Raw genomic sequence first — 21,456 nt, forward strand, 5'->3', positions numbered from 1 at the left:
ACTAGCTTTTTTACACAATAAATCATTTATTTCCCACGCAATTTATCACGGTCTTCCACTCTATCTCCGTAAGATATAATGCCTCAAATGCAAAAAAATCTTCACATACTTTTTCAATTAAATGTGGATTGTTCTTAAGGAAATTCCACTGTAATGCTTTAGGAAGAAAATATGTATCATATTCTTTACTTCCCCTTACTACTTCATCAACTTCTCTTTCACAAATTCCTCTTATTAAGTAATCATTTCTTAATTGTATTTGAATTTGCTGAAATGTTTCACTACATTTCTTCAATTGAATTAAGCAATTAATATATGTACGAAAAAGTTCATTATCATACTGACAACAATTTATAATACGTTCCATTTCATTCATAACGTACGAGCCTTTTCTTCTATTTGTAATAACCACTTTTCCCGCTTCTCTCGTTTACTCGTTTTCACAGATTGAAAAACAGATCGTTTTATATCGCGAATGCCGCAAAAACGTAAAACACCTCTCTTCATTATAATCCAATCGGCTGATCGATATAGTAGTGCGACGTACCATAACGGTGAGTCTAACGTATTAATTACCCATGCCTTCTTACCTTTTAGTAACCCTTTCGGCAGGGCACCTTCATATTTATAAGCAAAACCAGCAACGAAAATGCGATCAATAAATCCTTTTAAAATAGCTGGCATCCCCCACCACCATATTGGATAAATGAAGAGAAGAGTATCCGCTTCTTCTACTAACGCTCTGTACCGAGCTGTTTCTTCTTCATTTACTAAATCACGCCTTTTCTTCTCTTCATTAAATACAAGGACGGGATTAAATTGTTCTTTATATAAATCAAGTACCGTAACCGAATGGTTTGTTTCTTGTAATCCTTTTTGTACATGCTTTAAAATCGCCGCGTTAAAACTGGAAGGACTAGGATGAGCGTATACAATTAGTACATTCAATACATAACAACTCCCTCTATAAGTTAAAGTTTCCCCTTCTTTAACATCTTCTCTACAATTTGTACATTTTTTGAGCTTTGTAATAAACGGTTTAATACGGTAAGCAACTCTTCCTTGTCTAAATCTTTCAGTTTCTCTTTCACCGTACTTTCACCAGCACCTTGAATATCATAAACAACTGCCGCCATATGTTTACAATAGTTTTCATATGGACACTCACAGCTACTTTCTGTAAAATCTTCAAGATCAATAATCACTTCATAGTTTCCTGCATTTCCAGTAACGAAAGCAAATATTTTCTTATCTTGTATTTCAACATCATCTACATGTCCTTCTTCATAATATTCATACCCTTGATCCATAATGTACTTAGGAATCCATTTCGTTATATCATGTAATAAATAAGCGTACATAACAACACCTCTTCCTTTAATTCCCTTTTGACTTCTAGAGCCACTGCATGTTATTCTAATAACTGTCAAATAGCAAGTCTATATGACAAAACAACTGACACCTATTCGGCGAAGGTGTCTCTTTTCATTTGCAGCCGATATGAAGTGCCTCTTTCAGGCACATTCAATCTTTGACACTACACACTCAACACCATTCCCTGTATCAGGCTGCTTAAGCAGTCTTTTACTCTACATACTTCAAAAAAAGAGAGCTTAGCTCCCTTTTCTCGCCTTATAAAATACCCCTTTTTCCGTATAGAGATATTCATCAGCTAATGTAATTTTCCCATCCAGTTTCAGTTCATCTAATAGTCTTGATAAATAAAATTGATGTAACATCTTTTTCGTGAATTTTCCTTCATGATGCGAAACGATATGTTCTTGAATATCTAACAATGATATTGGCTTATCTTGCTCTATCATATATTCATAAACTGTACTACGCAGTTTTACGTATTTTTCGAGTGTCACAGCAATGCGCAACCCCTTTCTTCTTAATGTAAATTTTCGTAATCGGTTTTTTTGCAATAAAAAAACCTCTCCGATAAGAAGAAGTTACGTATATATCTTCGTCTTATCTCCCAGAACAAATTTGTTCTGCTGGAATTAGCACCTGCATCGCGGTTGCTGGGTTTCATCGGGCCAGTCCCTCCACCTCTCTGGATAAGAAAATATTCACTTAATTCTTACTATACGTAATTTCATTTCAATTGTCAAACAAATATAACAAATTATATTTTCTTCTTTACTGTTCATACTATACATATATGAGTATGCAAGGAGGATTATGAAATGCATCAAAATGCCCGCGGATATGTCCAAGACTCTTTTCAATCATTACAAGAAGCAAAACAATGTTTAGAAGCAGCATTACAGACTGTTGAAAAAGATTTTAATCGCGCTCGTATTGAGCAATCTCTTTATGCGATCGAACAAGCTATTCAACGCTGCGATTACACCGTTCACATTTTAGAACAAGATTGAAAAAACTTCCCATCATAAGGTGGGAAGTTTTTTCAAATGGCATACTTCATAATTATTGCCGTTATGATTAAAAAATATACAGAATTCACAATTTCTAAAATCCCTACTTTTATAATAGAAATTTTTTTGCCATACAATATAATGGCTCGAATGACACTTGGTATAAAAATAAGAGAACACAACGGATTAATAGCAAATACAATGATCATTAATAGAATATGATAACCCCAAGATATAAAGCGATACTTCGGATTATTTTTCTCACGTATCATCGTTTTCACATAAAACGTACTTCCTAAAAAATATAAAAATGAAATAAGCGCAATAAATAATGCTGTTTTATCTATAAGTTTCATTGAAAAATAATAACTAACTAAACCACCAATACAGAAAACAACAATCGCACTAATGTCATTTAGTAATGCCCTTTCATTTTTTTGACGAGCATAATGCATATTTACTATAAATAGTGGAATCATGACTATTACGAATAAAAGAATGCGCCATTCATATAATAGAGAAATCATCCCAAATACAAAAGCGATGATAAAATACACAATTGCTGCATGTAAATACTCTTTTTTTCGTTTTTGCTTTATATACATAAGGAATGGATACGTAGCTAAATAGATAAAGAACCAAGCTATAAACAATGGAATATGATATATAGTAGGTTTCCCAAGTATGACACTTAATAGAAATGGTATAACAAGCATCGCCCATGCACCATGTTGCTTCGGAATAACTAACTTCATTAACTATATACCTCCCTTTTGAAAATAATTCTCACCTACTATTATACAAATAATTTTATATAGTAACGGATATATATTGGACTATTTTTTGACAATAAAAAATGCTCCTTACAATATGTAAGAAGCATGAAAGAGGCAAACGAATATGTAAGTCGCGACCCTACCTTATATGAGTATGCTTTTCTATACCATGTTATGCTCATCTAATATGCCATATTTCTTTTTAAATCTTGTAAGAATTGTAATCCAAGAAGTACTAAATAATAGCAAGAACACAACATTTGAAATTGCATGGCTCAAATCGAAATAAAAACTTGCGATATAATACGAAATGACTGTTTCCCACGTTGCCTCTCGTATAAAACCGAGAAGCCCCCAAAAATTCATGATCCAGCCAAATAAAAATCCAACAAACAATCCGTATAGTAGTCTTCCCCATAGCTTTTTCATTAAAAACGTATTACGTAATAATCCAGCTATAAAACCAATCATACCCCATGAAAACATTTGCCACGGCGTCCACGGACCTTGTCCTAAAAAGATGTTAGATACGATAGCCGCTGTTGCCCCGATCATAAAGCCAGTTTCACTTCCGAAGACGATTGCAGAAACGATAATAACAAAAGAAGTTGGTTGTACACTCGGTAAAATAGAAAATGGTACGCGGCTCACTGCTGCAATTGCGGCTAACACAGCGACGAGAACAATTTCACGTGAAACAAACGCCTTTCTTTCAAAGCGGATATAGAAAGGTAACATAATAACGACTAATAAAAACAAACTACTTAACATGTAATACCCATCCATGATAAGTGTAGTAAAGAGTAATGTGCCTATTATTACTGCAAAAATACATATTATGAATGCAACATATCGTTTGGACACGCTCCGTACACATCCTCCCACGTTAATGCATATGGCAATTCTTTTCGAATGAATCGGTTAATAGAGGTTGTATAAAAGAAGTTACCACTAAAAAATTCTTTCGGTGCATCATTCATAATGACTGCTCCGTCGAATAACATCATACATTGATCAACGTATTTCGCTGCAAATTCAATATCATGCGTTGCCATTACAATTGTTGTACCTTCTTTTTGCAACTTCCTAAATAGCTCCCCTACTCTTTCTTTCTTCCATGGATCGAGTCCCTTTGTCGGTTCATCCAGTAATAATAAAGTTGGCTTTGATAATAATGTCGTACATAATGCAAGTAATTGTTGCTCTCCCCCGCTACAATCATGTGGATGGCGTTCTTTAAGCGAGTACAACCAAAACTGTTTTAGCGTATCTTCTGCTCTTTCTTTTCCTTGTTCTCCGTATAATTCACGTGCTCGTTCATACACCTCGTCCCACACTGTATCAAATGTAAAATGATAATACGGATGCTGCGATACATACCCAATACTTTTAAATCGTTCTTTCGAATCAATTTTATGTATCACTTTCCCGTTCCACTTTACTTTCCCTCTTCTCGATTTTTGTAACCCTGCTAAAATCGTTAACAGTGTAGACTTCCCTGTACCATTCTTTCCAACGAGAGCTACCCATTTTCCTTTTTCAATCGATACTGTTAAATCTCGTAAAATGAGCGGACTATTCTTTTCATATTGGAACGAAATATGCTCGGCACTTAAAATGACTTCTTGCTTTTCACTTTGTACTATTGGCTCATTTACATATGATATCGCTGAAAAATCATTCATTTTCATTTGTGCTTCTCGCACTGTAAACGGAATATCTTTCGCATTCCACTCTAAAAACAATCTTGGAATTTGCGGAATAAATGGCCGGAACTTTTCTACTTTCCACATATTTGCTACAACCGTTTTCGGACTACCGTCATACACGATTTGGCCGTTACTCATACAAATAACGCGCGTTGCAAGGGGTATTACTTCATCTAAACGATGTTCACTTAAAACGATTGTAATTCCAAGTTCTTCATTAATACGCTTTAACAATCCTAAAAATTCTTTCGCAGCAATTGGATCTAACTGCGCAGTTGGTTCATCTAATAATAATAATTTCGGTTGCATCACTAATACCGCAGCTAAATTGACAAGTTGCTTCTGTCCGCCAGATAACGTATGAACAGATTGATGCAATAAATCTTGAAATCCTAAGAAACTAATAAGCTCGGCTATTCTTTTTTGAATAATATGTGATGGTAATCCGATATTTTCTAAAGAAAACGCTAATTCTTGAATTACTGTATCCATTACGAGCTGATTTTCTGGATTTTGAAATACCATACCAATTTCTTGAGCAGATAACAAATCCGGTACATTTTCTAATAAAGTACCATCATAATATGTATCCCCAGTACGCTTACCGATTGGAAGTAATTCCTTTTTAAAATGTTTTAATAAAGTCGTCTTTCCAGATCCTGATCCTCCAGCAAGTGCAATAAACTCTCCTTTTTGAACAGAAAGAGAAATATGCTGTAACGCATATTCGTTTTCATCAGCATATACAAATGATAAATTGTTTATTTCTGCATGCGCCACCATAGCCACTCCCTTCCTTCCATTATAATTGGTAAACTAATAAACATCGTAAATACGCCGAACATCATTCCATCATATTGCTGAAATAAAATAGATTCGACTTTCGGATAAATGATTAACTTTCCTCCGCCATATGTACTACATATAATAGCAATGATAAGTAGAATACTTAAATAACTGAGCGTATACCAATCGCGTCTTTCCATTCTATACCGAATATATGTTGTACGCTTCGTTACACCAAATCCACGAGCTTGCATAGAATCTGCTGTTTGCAGCGCATCTTCTAATGAACAAATTAATAATACTTGCAGCAATTGCATACCATTTTTCACTCGTTCCACAATTGAACCTGCATCTACTTGTACACCTTTCGTTTTTTGGACAAGTGTTATTTTCTGTAATCGCCTCATAAACAAAGGAACAAACCTCACTGTAATCATCGTTAACAATGCTACTTTCGGTGAAATTCTAGAAAATAAATATAAAAATTTATGACTTGAAATAATATCATTATACGAAGCAAACGTAAACATAATCGCAACTAGTAATAACCCCATTACTACTCCAAACATAATTGCCTCAAGCTTAATACGGCTATCACCTAACCAAAATAATGTAGTTCGACCTCTATGCGTTAATAACGAATTAAATAAAATGACCATAAAAAAGAAAACGATTGTGCTCGGTAACATCTTTCTTATCTTTTCGCTATTCCCTTGCATCACATTGATTATAACGATTAATAGAATTGCTCCAATTAAAAAAAGAGGATGAAGACACATCATACATAGTATCATCACCCCGATATAATAGAAAAAATTCACAAAAGGATGTAAAGAAGAAAAACTTATTTTCATAGTCCTTTACCGAGTACCTTTCTTATTTTAATACATACACCCACTCGATTGTATCTCCTGGTTTAACTGTTACTACACCTGCACTATGGTTTGGAAACGCACCGTTCACACGATATTTCCATCCACTAGTATCTGTAATATCTTTTTCATATAAATCATTAATACCTTTTACATAAACATCGCCTTTAGACCCACTCGCATCCACATCTAAACCTGTGCGTTGTAATACTTTATATACTGTATCGCCTTCTTGTACATCCATTTTTTTCGCACCTAATAAGTACCCTTTATCACCTTTTACTGAGATCGTAACTTGTTTTGCTTGTGGTTTAGGTGGAACTGGTGTTGGCGGTGGAACTGGGTCTGGTACTGGTTTTGGCGTTGGCGGAACCGGTACATTTTTTGGTTCCTCAGGATTTCCTTTCTGCTCCTGCTTCGGTGTTTCTTTCGGCTGATTCACAACCTTCGCTTCTTCTTTTACTTCTTGTGCTTTCGGTTGTTGTTGCTGTTGTGGTTTCTCTTCTTGTGCTTTTTGCTGTTCTGATTGCTTAGTAACAGGCTGTTCCTGCGGTTTTTCTTCTTTCTTTACTTCCGGTTGTGCCTGTGGCTTTTCTTCTTTCGGCTTCTCTTCTACTTTTTGTTCTTTTTGCTCTTTCTGCTCTTCTTGCTTATTTTGCTCTTGTTCAGCTTGTTTTTCCTCCGGTTTTTCTTCCGGTTTCGCTTCATCTTGTTTCTCTTCTTGTTTTGCTACCTCTTCTTGCTTTGGTTCTACTTTCTTCTCAGGCTTTACAGCTGCCTCTTCACATCCAGCAAGTAGCCCAAGTGAAAGCAGTAAAGAAATAAACCACTTCATCTTACTCATGTTGCCTCTCACCTTTCATATTAAAAATTAGGAGCAAATGATTGCTCCTAATTTTTGTTAAGCTGCTTTACGTCTCCATAATACATATGCAGAAGCAATACATAATACACCCATACCTACTTCTGTCGCTGCACTATGAGAAGATGCTCCTGTTTTCGGTAATGTGCTACCGTTTCCGGATTTTTTATTTTTAACCGGTTCGTTATCCACAACAACTTTTAAAGTGTCATCTTTTGTTTCTTGTTGCACTTGTTTTTGTTCTTCTGGTTGTTCAGTAACTTCTTTTTCCACCACAACATTTTCTGAATCTACATTTGGTTTTGGATTAATTTCAGTAACAGATTCAGTTGACCAGTCATAAATCGATTTTCCAAGATCTTTAAACTGAAGTAAAGCTAATAACGCTTGCTCTGTTGCCATTCCGCTACCGTTTTGATCGCCTGGTAACCATTTAAATTCACCATTTGGAAGTTGATATGACAATAGATTTTGCACTGCCTTATGTAGACGGTTTTGATCTACATCTTTCACAAGTGATAATCCAATAATTGCTTGCGCAACACTATTAGAATTTTCTTGTCCATCAGCAGAGAAACCGCCATTTTCTAGTTGTTCATTATATAAGTATGCGACAGCCTTTTGCACTGCTGGTTTCACATCTGCTCGGTCTTGATAAGGAGCTAATGCTGATAAAACCATACCTGTTACATCAACACTACTAGCACTATCTTTACTGCTTGCGCTATCGTAAGTCCAACCGCCATCTGTATGTTGCGCGTTTAAAAGTGCATCTACTAAAGCAACTCGATTCCATTTTGAATCTACTGGAATTTCATATTTTTTCGTATCAAATGCAAGTAAAGCAAATGTATAACCTGTAACAGAATTCACTTTATCTGATTCGTACAATTTTTGAACTAAATTATGTTCGCCTACCATTTTTGGGTCTGCATTCATTGCATTCATCATAATAATTGTTCTAGCTAAATCTGTCGCTGAAAAACGATTAACGCGCTTTTCTACCTTTTCAGTTACAGCCTTAACATAATTTAATTTCGCCTCGATTGGTATATCCTTTCCAGAACGAGAAAGACCTAGCGCTACCCAATCACTTTCAATTCCATCTTGTAACATCTTTTCAGATGTTTTAGAGATCGCGTCATTTACTTGTGCTGCTGGAACTTGAATGTTCTCTTGCTTTGGTTGTTCTGGTTTTTCTTGTTTTGGATCATCCGTCTTCGGTTCTTCTGGCTTTTCTTGTTTGGGATCATCCGTTTTTGGTTCTTCTGGTTTCTCTTGCTTTGGATCATCCGTCTTTGGTTCTTCTGGTTTCTCTTGCTTTGGATCATCCGTCTTTGGTTCTTCTGGTTTTTCTTGTTTTGGATCATCTGTTTTTGGTTCTTCTACCGTTTTGCAAGTACCAAATTTATCTAATGTTTGTTGTAATGTTTCTTGACTCATATTGTTCCAATCTGAAACAAATCGGAAAACAACAACATCTCCAGATTTTAATTTATAACTATCCGCTCCAACTTCTGCAGATTGATCATTTACATCATATAGCCAGCCGCTTGTAGCCCCGGCCATTAAGCCATCAATGCCTTTTACATACGTTCCAAACGACATCGTTTCAGCTTCTACTTTGTCCCCCATGACTTTTTGTAGCAAGCTTAAAGCTGTTTCCCCATCTTTAATTTGCTCTTCTTTCGGACATAACATAATGCCCTTTTGTGATTCACCAATAATTGCAAGTTTTGCTGTATTTCCTTCAGCAAACGTAATATGTACTGTATTCGCAAAAGAAACAAATACAAGTGTAACTGCCATTAACGACGTAAGCAGCCATTTTTTTAACATTGCCATCCCAAAATTTCCTCCCTTACTACTATTCACACAAAAAAAGGCCCTTCAAGGGCGTGCAATTGACACTCTTTTTTTGTAAGTGTCGAACAAACTGTGCAACACCTCCTACCCGCATCATTCGCGGCTATATTTGTATAGGAAAAATAATTTTGTTCATGAACGTATCATTGTGATAACATTCACTTTTCTAGGCACAACTTACTTCCATTTAAGTTATCGTAAAACGATAAACCTATACATTCTGTTAATTTTAAATTTCTGTATTATTTTACTATTGACAAAGAATTTTGTCCATGCTTTATCGGATTTATTTTCTAAGAATAGTAACTTACTAACCTTTAACGATGCAAACTCTTTTCACTAATAATGACGCCATCTTCATCCACATACACATATTCATCCGGCTTCCATTCTACTCCTCCAAATTGCAATGAAATATTTCGTTCTCCTTTCCCTTCTTTTACACTTCTATTCGGCATTGTCCCTAACGCTAAAATACCTATATTTATATTCTTTAGTTCACTAGAATCACGAACATATCCATTCACAATAATTCCTGCCAGCTTTCTTTCCTCCGCAATAGCTGCCAAATTATCACCGAGTAACGCACAATTCGTAGAGGCTCCACCGTCAACAACTAATACCGTTCCTTCCGGCAATGTTTGTAATCCTTCCTTCACTAGTACATTATCATCCTTCACTTTTACCGTTGCAATTTTCCCGTGGAATTGTTCTTTCTTCCCAAAAGATCGAAAAGACTGGCGACATATTTGTAATTCATTTTCAAACTCATCACATAGATCCGTAGTTTTCCACATCTTTTTCCCTCTTTTCTTTTTACTTTCTATTTAACATATTCTTGGATTATTTTCGTTTCCCTGTCTAATGTTGCAAGAATTTGTATGTGCGGGAAAAGGACAGAAAAACTATTGCCTTACGAAGCCACCTTTATTATAATCTATTTCACAGATAAATTTCAGAATATTTAAAATTAACCAAGTGAAAAAGGAGGGATTTTATGCAACTACAAACTGAAGTAAAAAAACAGCCTAGTAAACGAAAGTTTAAAATGCCTGACGCGTACGTACTACTATTTTTTATTGCTCTGCTTTGTGCAATAGCTACGTATTTCGTTCCTGCAGGAGAATTTAAAAGAGTTACAAACGGGACTGTTACAACGACAATACCAGGAAGTTACCATTCTGTTCTGCAATCACCGGTAGGGTTTGTTTCTTTTTTTACCGCTATTGAAAAAGGAATGACACTTGCTGCTCCGATCATCTTCTTAATTTTATTTACAGGCGGTGCCATTGCGATTCTTGAAAAAACCGGTGCTCTTGACGGTTTAATCTATCATGTTATTAACAAATTTCGTAATCAGCAATTACTTTTCATATGTATTGTCGCCGCACTCTTTTCCATTCTCGGAACGACTGGCATTATCGTTAACTCAGTTATCGGCTTTATCCCCATCGGCATCATCGTTGCACGCACATTAAAATGGGACGCTATCGTCGGCGTAGCAATTATTTATTTAGGGACTTATGCTGGTTTTAATGCTACTATATTATCTCCTTCACCTTTAGGCATTTCACAAAAAATCGCGGAACTCCCAATGTTTTCAGGAATTGGTTTACGCACAGCAATTTATATCTCTTTTTTACTTGCTACCATTCTATATATTAATTGGTACGTAAAACGCTTAAAAAAATCGAATAAAGGAAGCATACTCGGAGATAACTGGTTTCCAAGTAATGCTCTTTCAAGCGGAAAAGAGGCGCAAAAAACAGAAGTTCCTTGGACAATACGTCATAAATTAATTTTACTCGTTTCAGCTTTATCATTAATTGCATTTTTAATCGGCGCTTTTCGTCTACATTGGACAGACGCAGAAATGACTGCTACTTTTATTTTCATAGCAATTACAGCCGGAATAATAGGTGGAATGAAAGCAAACGATATCGCTTCTACTTTTCTAGCAGGCTGCCAAAATCTCATATATGGTGCTCTAATCGTTGGAATGGCTCGTTGTATTTCAGTCATTTTGGAACAAGGGAAATTACTTGATACAATTGTTAACCAACTCGCACAGTCTCTCGAAGGACAAAGCCCAGTATTTGGCGTTATCGGTATGTATGTAAGTAGTGCCGCATTACATTTCCTCATTTCATCCGGGACAGGTGAATCTGTGATTTTCATTCCGATATTAGCTCCATTAGCTGATTTCATGCACATTACACGCCAAGTTACAGTACAAGCTGTTATGCTCGGAGAAGGTGTAGTGAACTGCCTCAATCCAACTTCTGGTGTTTTAATGGGAGTACTCGCGGCGAGCGGCATTTCTTACGGAAAATGGATTCGATTTATGGCTCCACTTGCATTCATCTGGTTTATTATTGGACTTATTTTTCTTATTGTTGGCGTGAATATTGAGTGGGGACCGTATTAAAACTATGCAACTCTCTACCTATTTATCTCACCGTTATCTTATAATAATGACAAAAAGGATTGATTATAGTAATCAATCCTTTTTACTTTCATCTTTCAAAACTAAATCTCTGCATCTAACAAATTGTACTCGTAGTCAAAAGAAGCATGGATTCTATGTCCTCCAAATAAATCTCCATCATTATACTCGCAATATATATCATTTTCTCTCATTACAATATCCATAAGAGTAATAGACTGCTCAAATGTTTCTTGCGTCATATCATATTCTCCTGCATCTACAGCATCCCACTCTAAATGTTCATCATTCTCATCATATTCAGGCCAAAAATCATTTTTATACTCTATTAATTCTTCCGCTATAGCGACCTTAGCTTTTTTATCAAATTCCTCTAAACATACATAAAGCTTTTCTGCCCTTTTCAGCATTTCATGTACTTGTACATGCTCGTTTCTAACATCCAATTCCCAATGTACTTTTCCTTCGTTTTGTACATATGTATGTAAAGTTTCATTAAAGATAAACATTCCAATTAATTCACTTTTTATTGATTTTTCCATGATTTCATTTCCTTTCTATCTCTGAAAAAGAAACTTTAATTAGTTTGATAGACATGGGACTGAACTCCTAATGCTTTATTTTTATGCTGATTTTTTTCATGAAATAAAACTCAGTTATCAGTCTAAACCATTTTTTAGATTTAACAATAACATGTGTGCATTTGTAAAATTCCAATTAAGTTTGTTAAAAATGAAAAATACTGAAGTTAGTCTTTTATTAAATTTTATTTCAACCCAACAGCATTTTTATCCTTCAAATAGTCTCTTTCATTCTAATTTCTGCATTTCTTTCAGCCGTTCTATATCCTTTTCTGAAGCCTTTTCTATTTTATACAATTCATAGCTACCCTTTATCTCATTTATCACTACAAATTCGATTTCATTCCGAACATAGCTTTTCGTTTTTCCTTTTTTATAACCAATAACATTATCTAATATAGTTTCCCCACTATCTTTTTTATATAAATTATAGCTAACAGGTGGACGACCAATTACATACTTATTATCAGAAAATCCGACTATATCATCCCTTCCTAATCCTGTCGAAGCACTCCAGACAAACATAATCTGAAATATAGAATAAACAACAATACCGCATAAGAAAAAAAATAGGATTGATTTAAAAAATAACTTGACAGGCATGCTTCCCAAAAGACATTCCCTCCCATTTCACCTCAGGATAGCAAGAACAATACGTGAATTTTGTATGCTAAGGCACCAAAGTTTTTATAATGTTCCACAGCTAGTTTAAATAGTGCATCCTTACCTCAAAAACTATCGTAGAGAGTAGCTCGGCTTATGACCTTTCTCCAAAAATAAATACATAGCTTTATTTAAAGCTTGCTCTTTATTAAAACTAATCTTTCTATCCATTAACCACACCCCCGTATTATATATTTTAGTATAAATATTTTGGAACGATAAGCCCGCAAAATATTTTAAAATTAATTCTTCCGTTAGAGGGCGCTTTAAAGGTTTATATAAATGTATTAATAATAATCAAAAACACTTGAAGTTGACGTTAGGTCATTTTATATACTGTTAAGTAGCTACTATTTAGCAATTTCATAAAAGAAATTAGAAAAATAGGAGGTTTTCAGATGAAACAGGGCGATATTATTATTTATGGATGTGTCATTATAGGTGCAGGTATTGGACTGCTACTGGATCATGGATTTCCTGGTGCACTAATTGGATTAGGAGCAGGCTACTTACTTAAAAATCTTCTTAGTAAAGAAGGTTAGATGCGAAATAAGAAAATAATCGTTAAAGATAAAATCTTAACGTACAGAAAGGTAGGTTTATCAGTTGATACACATTAATAAAGTTGCAGAACTGACAGGCGTTACAGTAAGAACACTGCGTTATTACGATAAAATCGGATTATTAAAACCAGCATCCAAAACAGAGGGTGGCCATCGTTTATATACAAATGAAGAAATAAAAAAACTTCAGCACGTTCAATTTTTAAAAAAGGTTAGCTTTCCGTTACAAGAGATTAAACATATGCTCGACTTCAATGAGTGGGATTGGTCGGATAGTTTAAAGAGCCAATTATCTTATGTAATAAATGAGCAGAAAAATTTAAAGAAAATAGAATTATCCTTACGAGAAATGATAAATGGAATTGCGTTAGAGGGAGAAGAAAGCTGGATCGCGATTCAAAAAATCATGCAATTATCCAGCAAAGATAAAGAAATACAACAGTATTATCGCGAATCTGTATTTAAAGAAAAAGAAATAAAACTATTGGAAAAGGTTCCTAAAATGGCAAGTGACTGCTCTGATTCACTCGAATGGATTGCTCTCATCGGCCAGTTAAAGCGTTATATGAAGGATGGCCCAAAAGCAACGAAAGTTCAAAATATCATAAGACGAATGGAGGAAAAACGCTTAGAAGAATTTGAAGGTGAGGATGAATTTCTAAATAAGCTTTGGGAGATAAGGATGGCTCCCGAACAATCAGAGAAACTTAGTTTATATCCAATCGATCAAGATGTGCTTCAGTTTATGAACGAGGCATATGCCATTTTTATGACTAAAAAAAATAATCCTGAGCCGGAATAAGGGGGAAAGCACAATGGGTACAGAGCAACTTCTCCTAATAGGCGGATTAGCTATATTAGACACGCTAAGCCCTACTACAATAGGAGTAACAATATATCTACTTTTAACAGATAAAGAGAATCTTACGAAACGTTTATTCGTTTATTTATTGACGATAGCAGGATGTTATTTTGCTGTTGGCGTTTCACTCATGTTAGGATTAGATTTTTTGTTTAAATTTATTTCTGGCTTATTTCAAAATCGAATCGTAAGCTGGTTGTTATTTATTATTGGCGTCATATTATTCATCGCAAGCTTTTATATTCCACCTAAGAAAAATTCAGAGATTCCCTCACCAAAATCAAAAAGCATTTTTTCTATGATTGCGCTAGGATTCACTACTACATTCATTGAAGCGGGTACTGCATTTCCTTATTTTGCAGCAATTGGCATACTTACTACTTCTAATCTATCCTGGATAGAATGGTCTTCTATTTTAGCGGGATACAACTTTATTATGGTATTGCCCTCTCTCGTACTGTTTCTCTTCTATCTCCTATTTGGTCGCTGGATGCAAAAACCTCTCGAGAGACTTCGAATGAAAATCGCTAATAGTACAGGATCAGCTCTGTCATGGATTATGTGTATAGTTGGCTTCCTCCTAATATTAAATAGCCTGGATTATTTATAGGGTATTTATAGAACCTACAATCAGGGGAATATGTTTGAAACTACAGAAGTACTTACACCTACCATTCCCCCACACCAGTCCGTCTTTTACAGGCAGTTACTCTCCCTTCCATCTTCCTCATATTCACCTAATTTTGATGTAAGAGTCCTACTACCTGGGATAAAATATGATGCCATCCAATTCACAATTATTTCTTCCAGCTCTGGATGAAGTGCCTTTCCCGCCCCTTCTTCATAATTCTTTTTAAACTCTAAAGCCTTGAAATCCCCCTCAAAACTTTTCAAACTATGATCCATATCTTTTATTACATGTACTTCAGAATCCCCCTTCACATAATCACCGATTCGCTTCGCTCTTTCAGGATCAGCCTGAATATCTTTATCACCAGCGATAGCTAGTACTGGACATGTTACTTGTTGTAAATCTTTATAGATGTCATGCTGAAAATGCTCTCTAAACCACTTTGCGTTCATCGGTTTAAAACCAACTTTAATCGTATCTTTTTCTGTGTTCATCATTTTCTCTTTTATTTTTTCCATCTGCTTCTCTCCACGTTTCTCCACCTTGAGAAGACGCATTAGTTTTCCTTTTATTCCTTTCTGTTCTTTTAGTTCTTTATATGCAATTTCTCTTTGTCTTTTCGTAGCTTCTTCTAATGATTCCGCAGCTCCTGTAAGAAGGATGAGCCCATTAACTGGTGTTCTTGCATTTACTACTGTTGCTAACATACAACCTTCACTATGACCAGCTAAAATGATATTTTCCGGATCAACAAATGGTTGTTCTTTTAAATACGTAATCGTAGACTCTATATCACTAACTAAATCCCACATTCCAGTCTTCAGAAATTCTCCGTCACTCTTTCCTACTCCGCGCTTATCAAAGCGGAGCGTCACTACCCCAAGTCTCGCCATTACATGCGCTAAATCTTTATATATGTTCGCCTCAAGCTTTAGCGGTACGATTGTTCCATCACGGTCAATTTCTCCAGATCCCGCGATAATGACAACAGCCGCATACTTCCCTTCAGCTTTTGGCCTTGTAATCGTACCTTGCAAAGTTAATTCACTCTTTATCGCTACTTCATATTCGTCAAAGGTCATCATTTTGTCCCCCTATTCTTTTATATCCAATTTAAATTTCAAACTCGTTATTATATTTTTATACTCTCTTACATCTTTCATTGGAGCAAAAACTGGATTCTCTGCAATACTTTGTAGCATGCTTCGCTTTATAATCTCTTCATTTCTAACTGTTTTAGCGCCGAGCGGAAACTCTGCAAACCATCCATCAATCGCATCAAAATATGAATCACCGTGTAAATGCAGACTATTTACTGTGAAGCTTGCCGCACAAACTGCTACATATTTACGTAACATTTCTAATGCTCTTTCAAAATTGCCTTGCATACAATATACTTGCGCAGCAGCATAGTATACTTTTAAAGTCATATTAGGATGTAATGTTTCTATTTCATATATATCTATTAACATAAAAGCTCTATTTAAAATTACCTCTACTTTTTCAACGCTTGAGGCATTTACTACTACATAATTCGGTATTGTCGCAACGAGTTGTATTAAATGTTGATACATACTAATTTGCATTACTTCATTCGCCTTTTCAGTATTTCCAAGCATTTGATACGCCTGTGCGATTAGATCTTCCTCTGGAATGTTAGGACGTATCGTTTCGCCAAGCAATTGCAATACTTCATTCGGTTTATTGAGTATAAGATAGCAAGTTGCTTGAAACGATACCGCCTCTTTCACAAGAGAAACATCGTCACTTTCTTCCTGCAATCTGCTAAAGAGATACATTGCCTCTTCTAAAATTTCAATTCTTTTATCCGTATCCTCTGTTAACATATGGTGATTAATAAAAAGTAGTCCCATTTGAAGTAATAACGGAAAACAAGAATAATATTTTTTGATTATTTCTCTGCACTCCATCATTACTTCATCAAACGGTTCTTCACTAAAAGCTTCCGCTAGTCTATGATATAAATTTTTAATATCTTCCTGTTTCATTTGCGGTGTATAACTAATTAGTTCATCTATACTAATGTTAAAGTATGATGCTAACAGTGGTAAAAATGTTATATCTGGATAACTCTGTCCCGTCTCCCATTTAGAAACAGACGCCTTCGTAATACCGATATACGCTGCTAACTCTTCCTGCGTAATTCCCTTTTCTTTTCTCTTATCCGCAATTTTTTTATGAATGTTTATCTCTTTCACATCATCACCTCATACTTTTATTATATGCTTTTATTTCACACAAAATATGGATTTGAAGTCAACTTTCGTTAACAAAATCAACTGTTAGGAAACATCTCTCTAAAATCAAAGGCAGGGACATATTTGATATGTCCCTGCCTTTTTATTGTGAGGTACCGATACATAGCCATTTAGCTAAGAGTTTGAAGTGCTGCAAAATTAAACATTTCATCTCACCATAGTTTTCTATGGGAATCCATTGAACAGCTTATTTACATAACTTTCGTTAGCGGAAGTCAATTAAAGTGTTACAGATGTATTAAGATGTGTAGTATCTCCTTCTAGTTGTATTGTGTAACCTTCATCTTTAATTTCTAAAATAGTTAAACTAGTACCATGTATGAAGGGGGGATCCCATAAGTTTGTAATAGATTCCTCTTTAACATGCATAAGCAATGTTTTTAAAAAAATTGCATGGGTAACAATTAAAATATTTCCTTCTTGATGAGTTGAGATAATGGTATTAAATACTGAAACAACTCGGTCTACAAATTCTTTAAACGATTCTCCTCCAATTGGTTCATAGTACATTGGATTTTCCCAAAAATTTTTATACTGTGCTGGGTAAGCCTTTTTTATTTCTTCATGTGTTTTCCCTTCCCAAATACCCATATTGATTTCTCTCAAATCTGGATTTAATATCAAACTAGTATCGTTTTGTTTACTAAGTAATTTTGCTGTATTTACAGCTCTATTACTTGTACTTGTATAGATTGTATTAAATTCTATGTTTTTTAGTGAATTTCCTAAAGAAATAGCATTGTTTATTCCTTCGGGAGTTAATGCTGAATCTTTCCAACCTTGCATTCTATTTTCTATATTCCATTCTGTTTGTCCATGTCGGGTTAAGTAAATTCTCATTATTCTGAACCACCTTAATTTTTCCTTTATTGTATCATTTAGAATAACTAATTTACTTTAAAAATTAGATGTATATTCCATTCATGTGAGGTTAACATAACGTCTCATTATCAGTAGCATGGAAAAAGGAGAACCCTGCTCTCAAAAGGGAACCTTCTTTTTTAGTTCTATGAATCTATACATATTCTATACATTCCTATTCTGGTATCGTTTTATGGTTCTTGTTTGTTACTCGATTAGCTAAAAAACTGTATAAAATTTTGCATACTCTTATGCGTGGGGTTTTTTTTAAATACTAGCAACCCCAATATATGCTTTCTTATGGGTATTTCTTGAAACCTCATTAAAACACTCTCCAGACCTTTGGCTATCTTTAAGGGTAACTCTTGTTTATTTAAATTCCTTATAAGGAGGCATTGTCCTCCTCCCAAAGCCAAACAAATGATTCATATTATAGTCTATTTCAAACTGAATATTCGATCTTTATTCATTTTAGTATAGGTATGTAAATAAAAGGGATAATCAGCCCCATAATGGACTAACTATCCTATAAATCTTTATCTAAAGTTAATAAAACTAGAACTTCTTTTCCTATGTATCATTACTTCGTTACCTCACCAAACTGCGCTCTCGTCACTTTCGCTAAGTCATCCACTTTCAGCTCAATTTGTATACCTATTTTCCCGCCGCTTACAATAATCGTTTCAAGTGATTGAGCACTCGCATCAATACATGTAGAAAACAACTTTTTCATTCCGACTGGTGAACAACCACCCCGAATATATCCTGACACTTTCGTAATATCTTTAACAGGAATCATTTCAATTTTCTTTTCACCAACTGATTTTGCCGCAGCTTTTAAATTTAGTTCCTCATCTACCGGAATGATAAACACATGATAATTTTTACTATTCCCTTGAGCGATTAACGTTTTATATACTTCTCTCACTTCTCGTCCAATTTTCTCGGCTACTGATACACCATCAATTTTCCCATCGTCTGGATCATATGACATCATTGAATATTCAATTTTCTCTTTATCTAATATTCGCATCGCATTTGTTTTATCTTTTTTCATAGTGATCTCCTTAAACGGTTATTTCATATTATTAAGTTTTATTATACACCCTTTTCCATTTCTCCTACATAACTTCACGTATATTTCAAAACTAAAAATATTGATAATTCAAAAATCATTTGATATACTTTGGAAAAACTTATGTTAAGGAGAGATTTGTAATGCAAAATTTTAATATTTCTTTCCAACTTCATCATCATACGTAACGCCGTGTATCCGAAGAAAAATTTTTCTTCGTGGGTACAGGGCTTTTCCTGTTGACCCACGGAGCGTTCATAAAGCTATGTGGGTATTTTTATACCCGCATAGCTTTTTTTAATTTAAAAAAGGAGTGAGTAAGATGGAAATGAGAAATGTAAAAGGAACGAAAGACTATTTACCAGAGGAACAAGTGCTGCGAAATAAAATAAAAAGAGCGTGCGAAGACACGTTTGAACGATACGGATGTAAACCGTTAGAAACGCCGACATTAAATATGTATGAGCTTATGTCTTACAAGTACGGCGGTGGTGATGAAATATTAAAAGAAATATATACACTTCAGGATCAAGGAAAACGTGACCTTGCCTTACGCTACGATTTAACCATTCCATTCGCAAAAGTTGTGGCAATGAATCCGAACATCCGCCTTCCTTTTAAACGGTATGAAATTGGGAAAGTATTTCGAGATGGCCCTATTAAACAAGGGAGATTTCGTGAGTTTATACAATGCGACGTTGATATAGTCGGTGTTGAGTCTGTCATGGCAGAAGCTGAACTTATGAGTATGGCGTTTGAGCTGTTCCAAACGTTAAACTTAGAAGTAACGATCCAATTTAATAACCGAAAATTGTTAAACGGTATTCTCGAGTCCATTAACATCCCTACTGAGTTAACGAGTGACGTCATTTTATCATTAGATAAAATCGAAAAGATTGGGATTGATGGTGTACGAAAAGATGTATTAGAACGCGGAATTTCTGAAGAAATGGCTGATACGATATGTAATACCGTATTATCTTGTCTACAGCTTTCAATTGCTGACTTTGAAGAAGCTTTCAATAATCCACTCGTTGCAGATGGGGTAAACGAATTACAACAATTACAGCAATATTTAATCGCTCTTGGAATAAATGAGAATACGATATTTAATCCATTTTTAGCACGAGGACTGACAATGTACACAGGTACTGTATATGAAATCTTTTTAAAAGATGGCTCGATTACATCTAGCATCGGTAGCGGTGGTCGTTACGATAATATTATTGGAGCATTCCGTGGCGATAATATGAACTATCCAACAGTCGGTATTTCATTCGGTTTAGACGTTATTTATACAGCACTATCACAGAAGGAAACAGTATCATCTACAGCGGATGTATTTATCATCCCGCTCGGAACAGAATTACAATGCTTACAAATCGCCCAGCAATTACGTTCTACCACTTCCTTAAAAATCGAACTTGAACTAGCAGGACGCAAATTAAAACGTGCCCTGAATTATGCCAATAAAGAAAATATCCCTTATGTGCTTATTATTGGGGAAGAAGAACTTAGTACAGAAACCGCTATGCTGCGGAATATGAAAGAAGGTAGTGAAGTGAAGGTTCCGCTTTCTTCTTTAAGTAATTATTTGTAATACGAACCACCCTCGTTTGGGTGGTTTTTCTATTTTATAAATAACCCATAATTAGTTAACATAAAAAAATTACATTCTACTAAAATCTACAAATATATAATATCCAATTACCTATTATTTTTGGTAATATATAGATATGAATTATTTTAGGAGGATTCACTTTGAAAACCTACATCCAAGCACTAAAGTGGACTACAGGGATCTATCATCTTTTATTACTTCCTTGTTATTATTTATTTCTAAGTCACGTTAACCTATATGGGATACCTTTACTTCTATTGATTGTGTTGCATATCACTACTATTTTATTAGCTAAAAAAGTAGACATGAATACGTACCCTCATTATATCGGCATTATCGTTACTCTAGTTGCCTTCTTTCCTTATATAGTAATCGTTCTACATATTATAGCAGCCATTTTCCTTTTATTAGATGCGGCTTCTATGAATGCAAAAGAAGTGTATGATTCATAACAGGATAAAATGAAACTTTAATCAGTAGAGTTTTGAAGTCAGTTAGCAAATTGCAAAATTTACATAATAACGTTATTGCTAACACCCAAAAAGGATTTACTTTTTAAGTAAATCCTTTTTCAAATTACCCTCCTTACTCCAGACCAATAAAAGAATATTCTGTTTAA

At 34.8% G+C, this 21,456-nt stretch carries 24 protein-coding genes, 1 pseudogene and 1 riboswitch; of the genes and pseudogenes, 7 read left to right on the forward strand and 18 right to left on the reverse strand.

All coding sequences use genetic code 11. The features are described from left to right. Positions 1–22: 22 nt before the first annotated feature. The 4 genes from RCJ96_RS17540 to RCJ96_RS17555 all read right to left on the reverse strand — a co-directional run bounded on the left by RCJ96_RS17540 (position 23) and on the right by RCJ96_RS17555 (position 1,871). On the reverse strand, positions 23–376 hold the full coding sequence (locus RCJ96_RS17540; RefSeq protein ID WP_139302850.1) for a group-specific protein: 354 nt from the start codon (positions 374–376) through the stop codon (positions 23–25). Then, positions 373–948 (reverse strand): NAD(P)H-dependent oxidoreductase, encoded by a 576-nt coding sequence (locus RCJ96_RS17545; RefSeq protein WP_001101667.1) that lies wholly within the window; start codon positions 946–948, stop codon positions 373–375. Before RCJ96_RS17545 ends, RCJ96_RS17540 begins: the two co-directional genes overlap by 4 nt. A gap of 23 nt (positions 949–971) precedes the next feature. Then, the gene (locus tag RCJ96_RS17550; protein ID WP_074609249.1) at positions 972–1,361 is read right to left on the reverse strand and encodes an SWIM zinc finger family protein; all 390 of its coding nucleotides are present in this window, start codon (positions 1,359–1,361) and stop codon (positions 972–974) included. A 252-nt stretch (positions 1,362–1,613) separates the two neighbouring features. After that, positions 1,614–1,871: a hypothetical protein gene (locus tag RCJ96_RS17555; protein WP_000171478.1), complete on the reverse strand. Its 258-nt coding sequence runs from the start codon at positions 1,869–1,871 to the stop codon at positions 1,614–1,616. Positions 1,872–1,971: 100 nt separating this feature from the next. Further along, positions 1,972–2,070: riboswitch (SAM riboswitch) on the reverse strand. Between the two features lie 122 nt (positions 2,071–2,192). Between RCJ96_RS17555 and RCJ96_RS17560 the strand changes: the two genes are divergently transcribed. Further along, positions 2,193–2,384, forward strand: coding sequence for a hypothetical protein (locus tag RCJ96_RS17560; protein WP_000554033.1), 192 nt, complete (start codon positions 2,193–2,195; stop codon positions 2,382–2,384). A 32-nt stretch (positions 2,385–2,416) separates the two neighbouring features. Here RCJ96_RS17560 and RCJ96_RS17565 read toward each other — a convergent pair whose 3' ends face one another. From RCJ96_RS17565 to rraA, 7 genes are all read right to left on the reverse strand, one after another. Then, positions 2,417–3,139 carry a YwiC-like family protein gene (locus tag RCJ96_RS17565; protein ID WP_074609247.1) on the reverse strand — a complete coding sequence of 241 codons (723 nt, stop codon included), beginning with the start codon at positions 3,137–3,139 and terminating at the stop codon, positions 2,417–2,419. Positions 3,140–3,322: 183 nt separating this feature from the next. Beyond that, positions 3,323–4,024, reverse strand: coding sequence for an ECF transporter S component (locus tag RCJ96_RS17570; RefSeq protein WP_000044896.1), 702 nt, complete (start codon positions 4,022–4,024; stop codon positions 3,323–3,325). Then, entirely contained in the window at positions 3,997–5,652 is a 1,656-nt protein-coding gene (locus RCJ96_RS17575) for an ABC transporter ATP-binding protein (protein ID WP_270794428.1), read from the reverse strand. The genes RCJ96_RS17570 and RCJ96_RS17575 overlap by 28 nt, the downstream gene beginning before the upstream one ends. Beyond that, complete coding sequence (locus tag RCJ96_RS17580; protein ID WP_074609243.1) at positions 5,631–6,509, reverse strand: energy-coupling factor transporter transmembrane component T; 879 nt, start codon at positions 6,507–6,509, stop codon at positions 5,631–5,633. Before RCJ96_RS17580 ends, RCJ96_RS17575 begins: the two co-directional genes overlap by 22 nt. 22 nt (positions 6,510–6,531) lie before the next feature. After that, positions 6,532–7,371 (reverse strand): DUF4430 domain-containing protein, encoded by an 840-nt coding sequence (locus tag RCJ96_RS17585; RefSeq protein WP_270794357.1) that lies wholly within the window; start codon positions 7,369–7,371, stop codon positions 6,532–6,534. Positions 7,372–7,428: 57 nt separating this feature from the next. Next, complete coding sequence (locus RCJ96_RS17590) at positions 7,429–9,234, reverse strand: DUF4430 domain-containing protein (RefSeq protein ID WP_242304165.1); 1,806 nt, start codon at positions 9,232–9,234, stop codon at positions 7,429–7,431. A 338-nt stretch (positions 9,235–9,572) separates the two neighbouring features. Further along, positions 9,573–10,052 carry a ribonuclease E activity regulator RraA gene (gene rraA / locus RCJ96_RS17595; RefSeq protein ID WP_416504056.1) on the reverse strand — a complete coding sequence of 160 codons (480 nt, stop codon included), beginning with the start codon at positions 10,050–10,052 and terminating at the stop codon, positions 9,573–9,575. Between the two features lie 200 nt (positions 10,053–10,252). Here rraA and RCJ96_RS17600 point away from each other — a divergent pair, with 200 nt between their 5' ends. Further along, on the forward strand, positions 10,253–11,683 hold the full coding sequence (locus RCJ96_RS17600; protein ID WP_446699826.1) for a YfcC family protein: 1,431 nt from the start codon (positions 10,253–10,255) through the stop codon (positions 11,681–11,683). A 101-nt stretch (positions 11,684–11,784) separates the two neighbouring features. On the opposite strand, the gene RCJ96_RS17605 is transcribed toward RCJ96_RS17600, so the two are convergent. From RCJ96_RS17605 to RCJ96_RS17615, 3 genes and pseudogenes are all read right to left on the reverse strand, one after another. Continuing rightward, entirely contained in the window at positions 11,785–12,243 is a 459-nt protein-coding gene (locus tag RCJ96_RS17605; protein ID WP_416504055.1) for a DUF2262 domain-containing protein, read from the reverse strand. A gap of 267 nt (positions 12,244–12,510) precedes the next feature. Continuing rightward, a complete protein-coding gene (locus RCJ96_RS17610) occupies positions 12,511–12,885 on the reverse strand; it encodes a hypothetical protein (protein WP_012644490.1) in 375 nt (124 codons plus the stop codon). Between the two features lie 128 nt (positions 12,886–13,013). Beyond that, a pseudogene (locus RCJ96_RS17615) lies at positions 13,014–13,116 on the reverse strand (TetR/AcrR family transcriptional regulator); the annotation flags it as partial. Between the two features lie 227 nt (positions 13,117–13,343). On the opposite strand from RCJ96_RS17615, the gene RCJ96_RS17620 reads away from it, so the two are divergent. The 3 genes from RCJ96_RS17620 (at position 13,344) to RCJ96_RS17630 (ending at position 14,980) form a co-directional block, all read left to right on the forward strand. After that, entirely contained in the window at positions 13,344–13,487 is a 144-nt protein-coding gene (locus RCJ96_RS17620; protein WP_000808927.1) for a hypothetical protein, read from the forward strand. A 64-nt stretch (positions 13,488–13,551) separates the two neighbouring features. Beyond that, a complete protein-coding gene (locus RCJ96_RS17625; RefSeq protein ID WP_074609232.1) occupies positions 13,552–14,310 on the forward strand; it encodes a MerR family transcriptional regulator in 759 nt (252 codons plus the stop codon). A 13-nt stretch (positions 14,311–14,323) separates the two neighbouring features. After that, positions 14,324–14,980 (forward strand): GAP family protein, encoded by a 657-nt coding sequence (locus tag RCJ96_RS17630; RefSeq protein WP_416504054.1) that lies wholly within the window; start codon positions 14,324–14,326, stop codon positions 14,978–14,980. Positions 14,981–15,066: 86 nt separating this feature from the next. Here the strand turns inward: RCJ96_RS17630 and RCJ96_RS17635 are convergent, their stop codons facing one another. From RCJ96_RS17635 to ybaK, 4 genes are all read right to left on the reverse strand, one after another. Then, positions 15,067–16,083 carry an alpha/beta hydrolase family protein gene (locus tag RCJ96_RS17635; protein WP_416504053.1) on the reverse strand — a complete coding sequence of 339 codons (1,017 nt, stop codon included), beginning with the start codon at positions 16,081–16,083 and terminating at the stop codon, positions 15,067–15,069. A 12-nt stretch (positions 16,084–16,095) separates the two neighbouring features. After that, positions 16,096–17,220 (reverse strand): helix-turn-helix domain-containing protein, encoded by a 1,125-nt coding sequence (locus RCJ96_RS17640; protein WP_416504052.1) that lies wholly within the window; start codon positions 17,218–17,220, stop codon positions 16,096–16,098. A gap of 279 nt (positions 17,221–17,499) precedes the next feature. Further along, the gene (locus RCJ96_RS17645; protein WP_074609227.1) at positions 17,500–18,120 is read right to left on the reverse strand and encodes a histidine phosphatase family protein; all 621 of its coding nucleotides are present in this window, start codon (positions 18,118–18,120) and stop codon (positions 17,500–17,502) included. Positions 18,121–18,721: 601 nt separating this feature from the next. Beyond that, positions 18,722–19,198, reverse strand: coding sequence for a Cys-tRNA(Pro) deacylase (ybaK, locus tag RCJ96_RS17650; protein ID WP_103141418.1), 477 nt, complete (start codon positions 19,196–19,198; stop codon positions 18,722–18,724). Between the two features lie 340 nt (positions 19,199–19,538). Here ybaK and RCJ96_RS17655 point away from each other — a divergent pair, with 340 nt between their 5' ends. Then, on the forward strand, positions 19,539–20,816 hold the full coding sequence (locus tag RCJ96_RS17655) for a histidine--tRNA ligase (protein WP_416503847.1): 1,278 nt from the start codon (positions 19,539–19,541) through the stop codon (positions 20,814–20,816). A gap of 161 nt (positions 20,817–20,977) precedes the next feature. Next, complete coding sequence (locus RCJ96_RS17660) at positions 20,978–21,289, forward strand: hypothetical protein (protein WP_000860710.1); 312 nt, start codon at positions 20,978–20,980, stop codon at positions 21,287–21,289. The last annotated feature ends 167 nt before the right edge of the window (positions 21,290–21,456 follow it).

It is taken from the genome of Bacillus sp. BSL6 (genome assembly GCF_052928345.1).

Coding starts and splice junctions, on each gene's coding strand:
- RCJ96_RS17655 (WP_416503847.1), top strand. CDS start 19,539: ATGGAAATGAGAAATGTAAAAGGAACGAAAGACTATTTACCAGAGGAA.
- RCJ96_RS17565 (WP_074609247.1), bottom strand. CDS start 3,139: ATGAAGTTAGTTATTCCGAAGCAACATGGTGCATGGGCGATGCTTGTT.
- RCJ96_RS17645 (WP_074609227.1), bottom strand. CDS start 18,120: ATGAGAATTTACTTAACCCGACATGGACAAACAGAATGGAATATAGAA.
- RCJ96_RS17580 (WP_074609243.1), bottom strand. CDS start 6,509: ATGAAAATAAGTTTTTCTTCTTTACATCCTTTTGTGAATTTTTTCTAT.
- RCJ96_RS17610 (WP_012644490.1), bottom strand. CDS start 12,885: ATGCCTGTCAAGTTATTTTTTAAATCAATCCTATTTTTTTTCTTATGC.
- RCJ96_RS17550 (WP_074609249.1), bottom strand. CDS start 1,361: ATGTACGCTTATTTATTACATGATATAACGAAATGGATTCCTAAGTAC.
- RCJ96_RS17540 (WP_139302850.1), bottom strand. CDS start 376: ATGAATGAAATGGAACGTATTATAAATTGTTGTCAGTATGATAATGAA.
- RCJ96_RS17635 (WP_416504053.1), bottom strand. CDS start 16,083: ATGACCTTTGACGAATATGAAGTAGCGATAAAGAGTGAATTAACTTTG.
- rraA (WP_416504056.1), bottom strand. CDS start 10,052: ATGTGGAAAACTACGGATCTATGTGATGAGTTTGAAAATGAATTACAA.
- RCJ96_RS17620 (WP_000808927.1), top strand. CDS start 13,344: ATGAAACAGGGCGATATTATTATTTATGGATGTGTCATTATAGGTGCA.
- RCJ96_RS17600 (WP_446699826.1), top strand. CDS start 10,253: ATGCAACTACAAACTGAAGTAAAAAAACAGCCTAGTAAACGAAAGTTT.
- RCJ96_RS17590 (WP_242304165.1), bottom strand. CDS start 9,234: ATGGCAATGTTAAAAAAATGGCTGCTTACGTCGTTAATGGCAGTTACA.
- RCJ96_RS17560 (WP_000554033.1), top strand. CDS start 2,193: ATGCATCAAAATGCCCGCGGATATGTCCAAGACTCTTTTCAATCATTA.
- RCJ96_RS17605 (WP_416504055.1), bottom strand. CDS start 12,243: ATGGAAAAATCAATAAAAAGTGAATTAATTGGAATGTTTATCTTTAAT.
- RCJ96_RS17585 (WP_270794357.1), bottom strand. CDS start 7,371: ATGAGTAAGATGAAGTGGTTTATTTCTTTACTGCTTTCACTTGGGCTA.
- RCJ96_RS17630 (WP_416504054.1), top strand. CDS start 14,324: ATGGGTACAGAGCAACTTCTCCTAATAGGCGGATTAGCTATATTAGAC.
- RCJ96_RS17575 (WP_270794428.1), bottom strand. CDS start 5,652: ATGGTGGCGCATGCAGAAATAAACAATTTATCATTTGTATATGCTGAT.
- ybaK (WP_103141418.1), bottom strand. CDS start 19,198: ATGAAAAAAGATAAAACAAATGCGATGCGAATATTAGATAAAGAGAAA.